Below are 14630 nucleotides of genomic sequence, written 5' to 3'. Positions count from 1 at the left end.
AGCTCCTAAAAGCTCGCCAATTTGGCGAGCTTTTTTTGCTAGTTCTCTATCCCGTTTTCTTGTTCACTTTGTGATATTTCTTGCACGATGTCTTCGATTTCGCGAAGAACTTCCTTGGCGCGGTCGGCCCTGGTTTGCGGTTTCTCCAATTTTGGGGAGGTCATTGGCCATGGGAAGCGAACGATCAAGTCGGATTTCAGTTCGTCTTGATCGCGGAATTCTTCATCACTCCATTCGCCACGTTGAATGTCGCCGGAGAGAGAATCGCCGTTGTTATCAATGCCGCTTAAGTAGCGACTATAAAGTAGGAAGCCATCGCCTCTCTTTTGATACTGTAAGTATTCAGCGCGACGATAAAGATCTACGAGCATTGTCGGCTCAATCCAATTCTGCAACTCATGAAGAGACGACGGGTAAGCGTCATGCTGTGCGTGGAATTGTTCTAACGCAATTGTGACCAGGAGCAGTTGGCGGTTTTGCTGGACTCGATATTCGGCAAGCTTAAATGCTCGAATCGTGTACAGTTCATTTGCGATCATCAGATCAGCAACGTATTCCCCTCGCACCGATTGGCTGAGAGTCGCGCCGGTAGTTGGCCACGACTCGTTCCATCGATTCCAATCGCTTCGCATCTGCTCCATGAGACGGTCATAAGCCGGTGTAAACTTCTCTGGAGCGGCAAGGTTCAGTATCGGAACGATGCGATCCAGCCAAGAGTTGATTCGGACAAGCGCTGAGTTCTTGTCAAACGGCAGAGCCAACAACAGTTTTGGGCCAGGTGTCGCGTCATCTAGAAGAAGCTCTTGCTGAAACGCCGAATGGTGATATGCGGCAGTTTCGAGCATCAACAGACGCTGAAATTTATTGACCGCCTGTGATGCCGAGACAATCGGCCTGAATCTATTTAAGAACACCTCGATACTTTTCAGTAACTCGCTATCGCAGTCTCCGCTGGCAAGCATTATTTTGGTGTGAAAAATAGCGACACCCTCGATCGCTAAACAAGTGAGTGTTTCGGCAAGGGACGGTTGTTTAGAGCATTGCCGTGACAAGAGAAAGATGGTTTTGATGTCGCGCCATGCGGAGCGGGGTTGCTTTTCTCCCACGTACATCAAGGCCCGCATCGCCAGGCAACGAGCGGCGAAACGGTGTCGCTGTACGCGATCAAGCATTTGCGAACTCATCGTCGCCGCCGATGTGTCCTCATCGCCAAATGGCAGATAGAAGTGGTCATGGTTCTCGATTTGATGCAGTCGATCGAGATGCTCTTGTTGATCGTCGACCCAAGCAGCACAAGGGGGAAGCTGACTTCGCTTCCAGGGGAGTTTTGTCGCGTCCCAAAGATAGAATTGAGGATCGAAGGCGTACGTTTCCTGGTCACTCAGATCAAGTTCCCATTTATCGCTGGCCCACTCAGTGATTCGCTGCAGGTATTTCGGCGAGACGAGGAAGTCCTGCAAGCCATCCGATTCCGGCTCAAGAATTCCCAATTCGCGACACAGGGCTGATCGAAATTTATGCGTGGAGTAATCGGTGTCCCAAGTCGACTTCAATATCGGCACGGCGGAGTTATTCTCGGCCTTAACGCCTGCCTTGCGGTGTTTCAAGAGTGCGCCAACATAATCCACTCTACCATCTTCCGTCAGCGGACCCGTTAAATACGTCGTATCACGAGATACAACGATCCGACGCGCTGGCCCGAAAATGGACCATGCGATAAAGCTGACGAACAAAAACAGCGTGCTGCTAAAGACAATCCATTTTGTTTTCGCTTTTTGGAACATATCATCCCGTGGGAATAAGAATTCGCTGTTTTTTCTTTGGCCGGCGATTAATCGACGTCAGATACCACTTTCGTTAGCGGCTTTTTAAGTTCAATCGAAATGGGCATCGGGAACCGAACAACCAAGTCCGTTGCTTCGTCGCCGGGATAGCTCCGGTAGACGCCATCATCAAGCCATTCCCCGTCTTGGATATCGAAGCCAGAATCGCCGTCGTCATCGGTTCCGTCGATAAACCGGCTGTAAAGTAAGAAGCCGTCGCCGCGACGTTCGTATCGCAGCAGCTTGCCTGAGAGGTAGATATCTTCCAGCAACGTCGGATCGATACGTGTCGCTAGTTCACTCAGCGTAGGAGGATATTCGTCGTGATCTACATGGTATTTCGCCAGTGCGATTGTCACTAGCAGCAAGTTGTAATTTTGCCGTGTACGGAACTCGTTCTGCTTGTAAGTGAAATTAGCGACGCTCCATCCGGCGTGGGTTACATCGGCGATGTAGACGCCGCGCGTTGATTGACTGAGCGTCGCTGCCGCTGACCAGCGCCATTGGTTCCATGCGTCCGCGTTCTGGGTGAAGTCCGCTTCGAGTTGTTTGGCTGCTGTGGCAAAATCGGCGGGCTGTTCGATTTGCAGAATTGGGAGGATGCGATCGTAAGCCTGATTAATTCGCTGGAGGGTTTTGTTTTTGTCGTAGGGCCACTTGAGTAACTGGATCGGACCAGGCGTCGGTGGCGGCGGCGTGCGGTCGAACAAGACGAAGTAATCTTCGATATGGTAAGCGGCGTTGTACAAGGTCAGCGGTCGTTCGAAATCTTGAGCAATCTCTGCGGTGGTGGGAGACGGTTTTAGTGCGGCGAAAAATTGTTCCATCTCATTCAGCAATGGGCCATCGCATTCGCCGTAAGAAATCAGCTGGCATAGTTGGTTGCTCGCAAACGCCTCGAGAGCGCTGCTCATCACCAGATCAACTCCCGAGGGCGAATTGGGATAAAGCCGAGCGATGACGAACGCCGTTTTCAGATCGTTCCAGGCTAGTTGCGGCTGGCGTTCGCCTGCGTACATATTTGCTCGCCGAACCAATGCGCGAGCCGCCGTGCGAAGGGGAAGCGCGCGGTGGTAATTCGTGAGCCGCTGGGCGTTGTCTGACGCACCTTCGACGATTGCCGGGAGGTCGAACTTGCTGTCGCTCGTGATCCGATGCAAGCGGTCCAAATTCGCCTGTTGCGAATCAACCCAATGCGCCAACGGCGGCAGTTGTTCACGACGCCAGGGAAGAGTGCTGGCGTCGTCCAAATAGAACCTGGGATCAAAAACATATTTATGGGAATCACTCAGATCGATTCCCCACTTCTCGCTCGCCCATTCGGTAATTAACTTCTGGTAGAACGGCGAATCATAAATTTCTTCCAAGCCGACTTGGGTAGGAAGGGGGAAGCCTAGTTCTTGGCACATCTGCGATTGTTCGCTAGACGAAAGTTTGCCTGGCCAGGTAGAGAGCAATAGCGGGATGGCGGCGTTGTTTTCAGGCGTAACGTCGGACTTCCGTTGCCGGAGGATCTCGCCGACGTAGTCAACTTTTCCATCGGCAGTCAACGGCGATGTCAGATAAGTCGTCTCACGCGAGACGACTAGCCGGCGAGCCGGTCCAAACATCGACCAGGCGAGCATCGCGACAAACAAGGCCAGCCCGCCGCCGATCACCGCCAGATAGGTTTTTAATTTTCGGGACATGCCGACTTGCGATAAGAGTTTCGTTCTCTGCTATTCGAGCGGCAGGCGAGAATCTTGTCGATCAAAAATCCCTAATTCCCCAGCGTCAACGGCCAGACCAACGGAATCATCACCAGCGCCGTCGTCGCCACGATCAAGGCTAGCGGGATGCCGGCTACCAGATAATCGCGCGGCTTATAACCGCCGGGACCCATCACCATTAGGTTGGTTTGATAACCGATCGGCGTCAGGAACGAGAGGGATGCCGCTAGTGCGATCGCCATAATGAAGGGACGCGGGTTCAGGTCGCCTTCGATCGCTACAGCGATCGCGATTGGTAATAGCAGCGCGGCGACAGCGGCGTTGGTGATCATTTCGGTAAAGATCATTGCGAGTAGATAGATCACGATCAGCAGCAGATAGGGACGCGGGCCGACGATTTGCACTAGCGTTTCAGCGATCATGTTGGCGGCGCCGCTTTGCCACAGGGCGCTCCCTAAGCCAAGTGCCGACGCAATAGTGACCACTACCTGCAAGTCGATCGCGGCTCGCGCATCGGACGATTTCACGCATTGCAGCAAGACCATCAGCGCCGCGATCGATAACGACGCGATCGCCGGATCGGCCACGCCTCCGCCGCCAAACAGGGACGCGAGCGTCATCCATAAGATCAGCACGGCCATCAAGCCGGCCGCCAGCAGGGCGCGATCATGTCGCCGTGGTTCGGCGCCTTCGACGCTGCTAACCAGGTAAAAATCGCGGCTGTTGCGATGTTGGGCGATAAAGTCACCGCGCGTTTGCAATAACAACGTATCGCCGGGCTCCAGTTCAATATTGCCGATCTTGTTGGTCAGCCGCATCCCATTACGATGGACAGCGATGACCGCGGCGTTGTAAAGGGCGCGGAAATTCGCCTGACGAACGGTGCTGCCGATCAGCGGCGAAGTGCGTGACAGCACGACTTCGGTCAGGTGACGTTGTTGCCTTGAGGGAGGATGAAACTCATAGGTTTGATCGGCAGCCGGAACCAATCCAGGGATTTTCTCAAGATCGACGATCGTAGAGACGACGCCGGTAAAGACTAGTCGATCGCCGCTACGGATTTGATCCTCCGGCGCAACCGGCGTCAGAATATCTCCATTGCGATCGATCTCAATCAGATAAAGACCATGCAGATTGCGCAGCCCTGCTTCTTCCACCGTTTTGTTGACTAGTCGGCATTCTGGCTGGACCTGCATCTCGACCAGATACTCGCGGCGTTGATCCCCCAGTTGCTCGATCAAATCAGGCGAACCCGGCAGCAACTTCTGACCCACGAACATCAAAAAGAGCGTACCAGCGATCGCACAGGGAAGCCCGACCATGCCAATCTCAAAGAATCCCATGGGGGCGACTTGCGGCAGCGCCGCTTTTCGGGGTGCGATGGCCTCCAAGTTGAGCGGCGTTTGTTCTTCGAGATGAGCGACTTCGGCTTGCATCGCCGTGTAGCTCAGACGCAATTGATCATTGACGACCAGCGTAGTGCTGGTGCCGATCAACGTGCAGACGCCTCCCAGGATGGTCAAGTAGCTGAGCGGCAGCAGCAGTTTGGACGGCGAGAGATTACGTTGACGGCACCAATCGATCAGCACCGGCATCATCATCGCAACCAGCGCCGTATTCAAGATGAACGCACTGCTGGCCACGATCGGACCAGCGATACGACGCAGGGCCGAGCTTTCAGTCTTCACATCGCCCAACAGCAAATTACCGACCCAATCCAGTACGCCGGTGCTACGCAGCCCGGCCGCGACAACCAGCAAAGCGCTAATCGCCAGGACGGCGCGACTTGCGAAGCCAGAGATCGCAACGGCCGGCGCCAGGACACCGGTCAGGACCAAAAAAACCAGCGCTAGCAAGAACAGCAGGTCAATCGGGATACGGCGAGTCACTTGGAGCGTGACAAAAACACTTACCGTTGTCGCAATAGCGAGCCAAGGATGCAGAAATTCAGGAACCATTCAATCAATGTTGGCGACAGGTCAGGCGGAGTGCTAGGCAAGTGATGATTCTGAGGCTTCCAGCGCCGCTTGGGAATGCGGTACCGCTAAGAGGAGTCAACTCTTCAGGAATCGATCCATTGTAAACGGTAAATCGAGAAACATCGCCTTCATATCTCGCATAACCTGCATCTCTCCTAGTTATCCCTGCTTGCCTGGCGATTCACGTAACAATTGGTCGATACGAAATCTGTCACGCCGAATACGGGCTACCGCGAACGGATCTTCGCGGGCCCTCTGAAGATACAATCAACCTATGCCCCCGCTGGAGACAACGGATGTCGTTCTTGGGCCTACGCTCGCTTAGCGTCCTGCTGGTTTGCATCCCCACCCTTACTTTTGCAGACGAATTGCCGGGACCCTGCAACTTTGCATCTTACGAATCTAGTCCGTCGGCGTATTCTGCCGTCGAGACTCCCATTTCGGATTACGCCCAAACCGACTGGGTAAACAAGGCAATCCGCGATTGCTTAGAGCCCAATCGGACCAAGCCATGCGGTGAAAGCCGCTTCGCCATCAATGCGGCGAAAGACCACCGCGGCGATCATTCTTTGAATTCCGAGCGCTACGAACTAGAAATTTCGTGGGAAAAAGTGAGCGAGCTCTTCTGGGAGAGTCCTGAGAATCCTTCCGATTTTCGCTTAGCTCAATTCGACTTTCAGATCAAAAGTCTGATTTCGCGCTCTTTGGCTGGCTGGTTGCCGGCGCCAATTGTTGCTGCCGAAACGGTGACAGAGCAGGAACTTGCTGAGCTGGAAGAGTTTATTCTGGATGAAGAATATGCCGATCTTGTCGCCGCTCAGCCGGTGATTGCACAACAAATCCAAGATGATTGCCCGCCGATTTCGCCAGTCGTTGAGCATTTCACGCTCGATCCAGCGAATATCGATGCTTTAATGGTTGACGAAGTTCTCCGCCTGCTCAATGACGAAGCTGCCCCTCTGACGGATGAAGAGATCGCCTATCTCTCTTCGGGCCCAGCCGACTTTGTCAACTCGCTCGATCCTTATGGTTATTCAGAATACAACGATTATCTAGACGAAGAACCGAGCGAGACGTCGCGGCCAGAGCAAGGTGCTGCCTGGACCATTGCGATCACGAAGCCACTGCTTGCAGTAGTGCACAGCACCGAAGAGGGGGTTCGGTGGCTAGGAGCCCTGGATATCTCGGGGCCGATGAAAGCAGCCCGGCGTGCCCATCAAGAGCGTGAGATTCGTAGCTATCGGACGGCCGAGCGTCAGGTCCTTGAACGTTGGGATGCGGTGATTGATGGATTCCAGCTGGTTCGCTAAGGGGGTGTCGACCTAGCGGATATCGGTATTTCAAGAGCCGGCGCGAGAGGATGCCGGTTCTCCGGAAATGTTAATCCAGCTAAACTTGCGACAATCGGTAGATTTTTGTAGCCTCTATTTCAGGCAGGAAATAGAATACAAGCTCAGTTGCGGTATGCAATTCTGCGCCTTCAGTAAACCGCATCTGCTACAACAGTGGTTATTCACTGGAACAGGGAATAACCTCTTCGACACATCCTTTCGACGGTTTTGGAGTCTGAATATGCCCATAGGTGAGCGCATGGCACGATGCGTCCTCGCATCGCTTGCAATCTTGTTGGGTTCAAGCATCGGGGGCCAAGTCCTGGCCGAAGAGTCGAAGCTTGCCACCTACGAAGCGACCGGCGGACAAACCTACTTTGCGATGAGTATTTCTCCGGGCGAGAATCTCAAAGCCGCACCAGGCGAAGTCGTGGTTATTGTCGATACGTCGGCAAGCCAAACCGGCATCTATCGTGAGGACTCTCTTAAAACGCTGAAGGCGTTTCTGGCGTCGCTCTCACCGCAGACACGCGTCAAAGTGATGGGCGGCGATTTGCATGCAGTCGCGATGAACGACGGATTTGTGGCTCCGACCGGTGCTGAAGCAGATGCTGCGCTGGCCAAGTTGGCAAAGCGAGCTCCGCTTGGTTCGACCGATCTGCCGACGATGTTGACAGAAGCCGCTTCGCAATTTGAAGGCAATCTTCAGACTCCCCGCTCGATTGTTTACTTGGGAGACGGAGCCAGTCGTGCTCGAGCGTTGGAAGACGCCGAACTGAAGAACGTGGTTGGTGCTTTGACCAAGGCGCGAGCTGCAGTCAACGCATTCGCGATCGGGCCTCAGCGTGACATCCAATTGTTGGCCGTCTTGGCCAATCAAACCGGTGGCGTTGTGATCGCAGACAGCAACGAAGCGGCGTCGGTTGATGTTGGCGCTTTGATCGCTGCGGCTGCAGAGACGCCTGTGATTTGGCCGACCGATGTCAAATTTTCGAGCAATGTCTCTGCCGTCTATCCGAAACAAACTCCTCCGCTACGTGGAGATCGTGACACGATTGTAGTGGGCGAACTAGCGAAACCTGGCGACGTAACCGTCAATTTGACCGGCACGTCCAATGGCAAAACAGTTCAGCTCGATTTTTCCGCCAAGCCAGAACCTTCAGACGATCAGGCCTATCTGCCGCAATTGATAGAGCTCGCCAAAAAAGATGACGGAATGAGCTTGCCGACGGTGGGTTCGGTGGGTTTGCGAGAAACGGCTCGCGTGATGCTCGCCTCGGCCAATACCTTCTCGAAAATGAGCAGCCAAGCGCTCGCGACTGGTGATGCGGTAGGAGCACAGCGCCTGGCTGACGCAGCCCTGCAACGGGACCCAGCGAATCCGCAAGCGGCGCTCGTCAGAAAAGCGGCCACATCGCAACTCGGCGACGCGGACTCGCTGCGCATGGTCAACGCCCAGTCTCAGCCAAGTGTTGACTTGGATGCGGATGAGGGGAACTTTTTGAACGAAGTTCAACGTCAACAGATTCGCCAGGCGGAAGTGATCAAGATTGAAGTCGAAAACGCGTTGGCCAATGCCCGTGAACAGATGGGCGTTCAGCCTGCGATGGTGAAAGACTCGTTGAAGCTCTTGTTGGAAAGCGTTGATCGTGCTCCAGAATTGCAAGCCGACGTCCGACGCGGTCTGCGGAACAAGATCGTCAGCGCCATTCAGATGGCGGACCGACGTGCGGTTCAGGTGGAATCTGAACGTCTAGAGCGTGACGAAAACGCCGCAATCGCCGCCGAACGTATTCGCATTACCGAAACGTTGTTTCGGGACGAAGAACGGGTGCGTAGCATCATGGAAATGTTCAACGCACTGATGCAGGAAAACAAATTCGTGGAAGCGGAAGAAGCGGCCTTTGCGGCTCGCGAGATTGATCCGCGAAATTTGGCCACCCACAGCGCCGTTTACAATGCCGAGCTGGTTGGCAATTTCTATAACATCGAACGGATTCGTGAACGCCGCTACAAAGGGGTGATCGATACGTTGTGGCTGGTGGAAGAGTCTCACGTTCCGTTCCCCGATGAACCGCCGATCGTTTACCCCGATCGTCAGTTCTGGGAAGATATCACTCGCCGACGCAAAAAATACTCTTCGGTTGACTTAGCAACAACCGGTGACGCCGAGAAGAAGATTTTTGAGCAGCTCAACGAGCCGACCAAGATCGCCTTTATCGACACGCCGTTGACCGAAGTCGTGGAATACTTGAAGACGTTGCACGGCATCGAAATTCAATTGAACAACCGCGCTTTGGAAGACGTTGGTCTTTCGGCGGACGTGTTGGTGACGCGCAATCTAGAAGGGATCAGCCTACGTTCGGCGCTCCGCTTGTTGCTGAAAGAACTAGAACTCACCTATATGGTCGCCAATGAAGTGTTGGAGATCACAACTCCTGAGGACGCTGAATCACAGCTAGTGACCAAGGTTTATCCGGTCGCGGACTTGGTGATGCCGATTCCCTCTGGCGGCGGTGGTTTCGGATCGAATAACCAAGGTGGCGGCATTGGTGGCCAGGGTGGTCAGCAAGGCGGCGGCGGTTTTGGTGGCGGTCAGCAAGGGGGCGGTGGTGGTGGTGGTTTCTTTGCTGTCGAGGATGAAAAAGCTGTCTTAAAATTGGGGCCGACCGTCGAAGCGGAAGCCGAAGTGAAGACCTCAATCGAAGCGGCGCCTGTGAAAACAGTTCCCGCGATCGAAGCCCAGCCAGAATTGAAATTGGAAATTCGCGAAGGCGAAACTCGCAGTGCTGCTTGGGATCGCTTGCTGGAAGCGGGCGCTGACGTTCCGGCCGCGGAAGTTCGCACGGAAGTTCGTCGCATGATGGCTGCAAAGCAATATGACGAAGTGACCGCGCTGATTCAATCGTTCCTGCGTCATGGGCAACCGCAGTCGTGGATGTACGAAGCGCTAGGGATGGCGATGCAACTAAATCATGCTCCGCCAGAAGATATCGAACGCAGCCTGATGTCGGCGATCGATTTCAGTTCGGGCCCCGAGCACATGCTCTACGTTGCAATTTATATGACTCGAGTTGGGCTGGATGAGCGTGCCCTCAAATTGTTCCAAGAAGTCGCCAAGATCGAACCGCTTCGTCCTGAGCCGTATGCTTTGGGCCTATCGGCCGCCAAGCGATTGGATGATTTTGATGGTATCCGTTGGGCCTGTGTGGGCGCTCTGAAACAAGCCTGGCCAACCGAAAGTGTGAAAATCAAGACCGATGCCTTCCTCTCGGCGAAAGCGGCTCTAGCTCGCTTGCAGCAAGAGGGGCGACTCGATGAAGCGAAAGCATTTAGCCAAGAGCTGAACGAAGCTTTGGTTCGAGACTGCATCGTGAAAGTCACTTGGACCGGCGATGCGGACCTCGATATCGCGGTGGAAGAACCGAGCGGCACGGTCTGTTCGATTCGCAATCCACGCTCGATTGGCGGCGGCGTGCTCCTGGGAGACGCAGCTTCTTCTTTGAACCAACAAGACGACAAAGGTTTCTCCGAGACTTACGTTTGTCCCGTCGGATTCCCAGGTGAGTACAAGCTGCTCATCCGTCGGATCTGGGGTGAAGTGACCGCCGGCAAAGTGACCGTCGACGTTTATACCTCGTATGGCGCGAAGCAGCAGAATCACCTACGTGAACAAATTCCGCTCGGTGATACGGCCGCGATTGTTAACTTCACCTTGAAAGAAGGTCGTCGCACGGACAGCCTAGAAGAAAGCCAAGTGCAAGTCGCCGCCAAGGCGCACGCCGAAATGGGGCGAGCCGTCTTGGCTCAAGCGCTCGATAGCTACTCCGATTCGTACAGCTCCGAAGCGTACAATACGGACCGTGAAGAAGTGGCCAACACACGGCCCTTCATTCGCAATCGCAGCGGGGTGGGTTTCCGGCCGGAGATCACGGTCTTGCCCGAAGGCATTCAGTTTACGGCTTTCGCAGTGATCTCTGCAGATCGTCGTTACGTTCGCTTCACCGGCTTCCCAAGCTTTACGGGTATCGGTAACGTCACGACGTTCAACATTGGTTCCGGAGACTTCAATACGATTGAATCTGGCGCCGGTAATAACTAAGCGTTACGCAACGCTTTCGCGAATCAGGCCGGGTGCTGCGTCGAGCGAAAGCTCGTCGTAGCTACCGGCCTTTATTTTTTCCCAAGCGATCGCCCCCATCACCGCATTATCGGTGCACAGGGCGAATGGGGCGATGATCAACTCGATCTGGTTGTGATCCGCCATCTGTTGCAATGCATCGCGTAATCGTCCATTCGCCGCGACTCCGCCGCCGACGCACAATCGACCCCGTCCGGCTTTGCGGATCGCCAACTCGGCCTTGCCAACCAAGCAATCAACGACCGCTTGCTCAAAGCTAGCCGCAATATCTGCGCGACGCTGATCTGAAATTTCAATCGCCGAAAAATCAGGGCGGCCAGGCCCTGCGATTTCGTAGCGAACTGCAGTCTTGAGACCGCTAAAGCTAAAATCAAGACGGGAAGTATCTTGCAGAAAGGGCCGCGGAAAAGGAATGGCACGCGGATCACCGCTGGCTGCACACCGTGATATCGAAGGGCCGCCAGGGTAGGGAAGTCCAAGCATCGATGCAACTTTATCGAACGCTTCGCCTGCCGCATCGTCGATCGTTCCGCCTAAGGGAACAAAGTCAGCAGGACCAAGGCAATCATAAAGACTCGAATGCCCGCCGCTGACGATTAGCCCCACGCATGGAAAAATGTCACGCCCCGCAGATAGTCGACATGCATAAATGTGCCCATGCAGGTGGTTGACCCCCACTAGCGGCACTCCTAGCGACCAAGCAAGCGTCTTAGCGACCGATACCCCCACCAGTAGCGATCCGGCCAGGCCCGGCGTGTGAGCCACCGCAATCGCGTCGATATCGTTGAGCGTCAGCTTGGCCTGAGCGAGAGTTTCGTCAATTACCGGCATGATTCGCTCTAGGTGAGCTCGCGCGGCGATTTCGGGAACGACTCCATGAAATCGCTGGTGTAGTTTCTCTTGAGAAGCGACGACGCTGGCGAGCGGCTGGAGGTCGTCATTGATGATTGCTGCAGCCGTTTCGTCGCAGGTAGACTCGATCGTCAACAGATTCATGGGCCGTAGCTGGATTATTGGGAAGGGACAGGTTCCGCCAGCTTCGATTCTAAGTATTCAATCCCTTTCGCCAACACCGGGTCAACTTCGGCAAGCGGCTGTTCTGGCTCCGGCGGGTGGGGAACAAGCGTTCGCAGATCGCGAAATCGTCGATAGTTCTGCAAAGCGGCGAGTTGCTTGGGGGTCATCTCAACTTCCATCCCAGGCGAGGGAGAAACTCCCCATTCGTCAGAATCCTTGGCGTCGGCCAGGCGATGGATATTTTTCCCACTGGGCCGATGGTAGCTGGCGGTCGTCAGCTTCATCGCACTTTTGCCCTCTTCTAGATCAATGATGTTTTGCACGCTCCCTTTGCCCCACGTTCGCTGGCCGATCACCACTGCACGGTCATGGTCTTGCAGGCAAGCCGAAACGATTTCACTAGCGCTGGCGCTAAAATGGTCCACCAACACGGCAACCGGAACGTCAACAAGGGTCGTATCCGCGACTGCGCTCCATTCCCGCTTCGGAGTGTTGCGGCCTTCGACGCTGACGATTTTTCCACTACTGATGAAACGATCCGAGATTTCGATCGCCGCACTGAGCAGTCCGCCAGGATTGGAACGCAAGTCAACGATGAGCCCGCGGATTTCGGCAGCTTTTAATTGTTGCAAGACAGTAGCGAACTCTTCCGCTGTATTGCGGCTGAAGATGGTAATACGAACGTAGGCGATCTTCTGGTCATGGTCATAAATATAATCCCAGTCACTGTTCTCCAGGCGTTGATCGCCGAGCACGGTTTGTAACTGAATCATTTCTCGCTGCAAATCAACCGTTTCCGTCTTAAATTCAGCCGGATGATAAATCACAAGCGAGACGGTCTCGCCGGCTTCTCCCTTCAGGTTCTGAATCGCATCATCGATCGTCATCCCTTTGGTGCTCTGTCCATTGATCTCTAAAATCCGATCGCCGGCGCCAAGGCCAGCATCATAGGCAGGGCCCCCCACCAAAGGACTGGCGACAATCAACTGACCGTCGCGAGAATCAATCTGGATCCCGATGCCACCAAATTGCTGGTCAATATTGGTACGAAATCGAGCTAGTTCTTCTTGGGGGATATAAGTCGAATGAGGATCAAGCTCGGTGATGACCCCACGAATCGCCGCTTCAATCAACTTACGGCGATCCAGCTTTTCGACGTAGTTACGATCCACTTGGTCCAGCGCATCGGCGAACATCTGAATTAGTTCGACATAATCGTCATCGATTTCGGCATACGGACTGGGCTGCGCAGCCGTCGATTTGCTAGGAACCGGACCAGCAGCCGAGGCCAACGGCGCCAAAGAGCAGAGCGATGCAATCGCAATACAAGCGGGAATTTTCCACATGGGCGTAACTACTCGCAGGGCATGCATACCGGGAAACAAGAGAACGCGAACAGTAATCACGAACTTGTTGAAGTATAGAGCAGGCCGGTAGTTACGGCAAATCATAGAGGACAGCAATCGGCAGGGCTCACATCAAGCGGCATGGTGTAGGCCATGGATAGCAAGCTCTTTGCGGCTTTAGCCCGAGAATTTGATGGGATCAAGTTCAGCTTCATTCTCCAGTGTTATCGTTGCACTAATTACGACTTTTCACCGAAGATCTCGCAGTTCCCATTCATGCAACGAGTAGCAAGAAAAAGGAAGATTACATCACAGACCAAGCGACTGGGGGCCACTGACGTGGGGGGGAATTAGGCTGCATGCTTTTTGCTTTGCCCGCGTTGGCAGAAATAGGAGATTGCCCGCACAAATCGTTTCAAGAGAGGCCGCCGCTTTCCCCAAAGATGCTCAATCGGCAGGCCTATCGCCGCTTCTTCCAGTGTCCATTGAGTATAGGCTAAGCCGTGTAACCACTTGGTCCTGTCAGGCATATTAGGTGTCTCGATCTTCCGAAGGTCCTTGTTCAGCAGTGAGTATCCCATTGCTCCCGGATCGCATACGAAAGTCGGAACGCCTGCCAAGGTTGCCTCGACGCCAGCGTTTGAGTTGAATGTCACCACCGCCCAAGCGTTTTGTAGGTCTTCGGAAAGACTTCCAGCTTTTGACAAGATAATGTCAAGTCCGTTATCCGCCATATTGATCGCGTTTGTGGCAAGAGGGTGCGGACGGAAAATAATACGTCGTGTGGTAAGTTGCTGCAGTGTGCGGGCCGTATTACGGCACCAAGCCACGTGATCAACATGTTGAACCGAAGCATCCCAAGGGACTTGTCCACAGAGAACAACATGATCTCCCGAGGTTCGCCAAGGAGCGACATCCACGTTAAGCTGTTTCCACCGACCGTCTGGGCTGTAGCGATTGAAATATTCTGCCCGCCCATTCAAGCCTCCCCAGCCAATCATGAAGTAGCGATCACGATGAATGAAACCTCTTTCGATGACAAGATGATTATTCTTTGACGATACGCGGCTGTGCTTGGCAATAACTTCACCTACCATGCGGCCGCGTACTGTTCGTTGTTTCGCGACCCCAAAGGTTATGGCGAATTTACAAGGACGGTATCCCTTTTCAAGAGAATAGATTGTATGTGGGATTTGGCGGAGATTTAGTCCTTCTGCGACGGCATGCAACGCTTCTACATGCATCGCCGGTTCTTTGGGGACAAATATTCCAAAAGACTCCATG

At 54.1% G+C, this 14630-nt stretch carries 8 protein-coding genes; 2 read left to right on the top strand and 6 right to left on the bottom strand.

Annotation, left to right across the window (positions count from 1 at the left end):
* Positions 1-38: 38 nt before the first annotated feature.
* From SH421x_RS20720 to SH421x_RS20710, 3 genes are all read right to left on the bottom strand, one after another.
* Positions 39-1112, bottom strand: coding sequence for a hypothetical protein (locus tag SH421x_RS20720; protein WP_488851923.1), 1074 nt, complete (start codon positions 1110-1112; stop codon positions 39-41).
* 719 nt (positions 1113-1831) lie between these two features.
* Positions 1832-3511, bottom strand: a complete 1680-nt coding sequence (locus SH421x_RS20715) for a hypothetical protein (RefSeq protein ID WP_488851922.1) — start codon at positions 3509-3511, stop codon at positions 1832-1834.
* A gap of 71 nt (positions 3512-3582) precedes the next feature.
* Complete coding sequence (locus SH421x_RS20710; protein WP_488851921.1) at positions 3583-5490, bottom strand: SLC13 family permease; 1908 nt, start codon at positions 5488-5490, stop codon at positions 3583-3585.
* Between the two features lie 317 nt (positions 5491-5807).
* Between SH421x_RS20710 and SH421x_RS20705 the strand changes: the two genes are divergently transcribed.
* Positions 5808-6821, top strand: a complete 1014-nt coding sequence (locus tag SH421x_RS20705) for a hypothetical protein (RefSeq protein ID WP_488851920.1) — start codon at positions 5808-5810, stop codon at positions 6819-6821.
* A 280-nt stretch (positions 6822-7101) separates the two neighbouring features.
* Positions 7102-10944 (top strand): hypothetical protein, encoded by a 3843-nt coding sequence (locus SH421x_RS20700; RefSeq protein ID WP_488851919.1) that lies wholly within the window; start codon positions 7102-7104, stop codon positions 10942-10944.
* Between the two features lie 3 nt (positions 10945-10947).
* On the opposite strand, the gene tsaD is transcribed toward SH421x_RS20700, so the two are convergent.
* The 3 genes from tsaD to SH421x_RS20685 all read right to left on the bottom strand — a co-directional run bounded on the left by tsaD (position 10948) and on the right by SH421x_RS20685 (position 14629).
* Complete coding sequence (gene tsaD, locus SH421x_RS20695; RefSeq protein ID WP_488851918.1) at positions 10948-11979, bottom strand: tRNA (adenosine(37)-N6)-threonylcarbamoyltransferase complex transferase subunit TsaD; 1032 nt, start codon at positions 11977-11979, stop codon at positions 10948-10950.
* 14 nt (positions 11980-11993) lie between these two features.
* The gene (locus SH421x_RS20690; RefSeq protein ID WP_488851917.1) at positions 11994-13346 is read right to left on the bottom strand and encodes a S41 family peptidase; all 1353 of its coding nucleotides are present in this window, start codon (positions 13344-13346) and stop codon (positions 11994-11996) included.
* Positions 13347-13696: 350 nt separating this feature from the next.
* Entirely contained in the window at positions 13697-14629 is a 933-nt protein-coding gene (locus SH421x_RS20685) for a hypothetical protein (protein ID WP_488851916.1), read from the bottom strand.
* Position 14630 lies beyond the last annotated feature (1 nt).

It is taken from the genome of Blastopirellula sp. SH421 (assembly GCF_057808535.1).
Note: the sequence above shows the minus strand (reverse complement) of the source record. Positions and strands in the feature narration are given on the sequence as shown.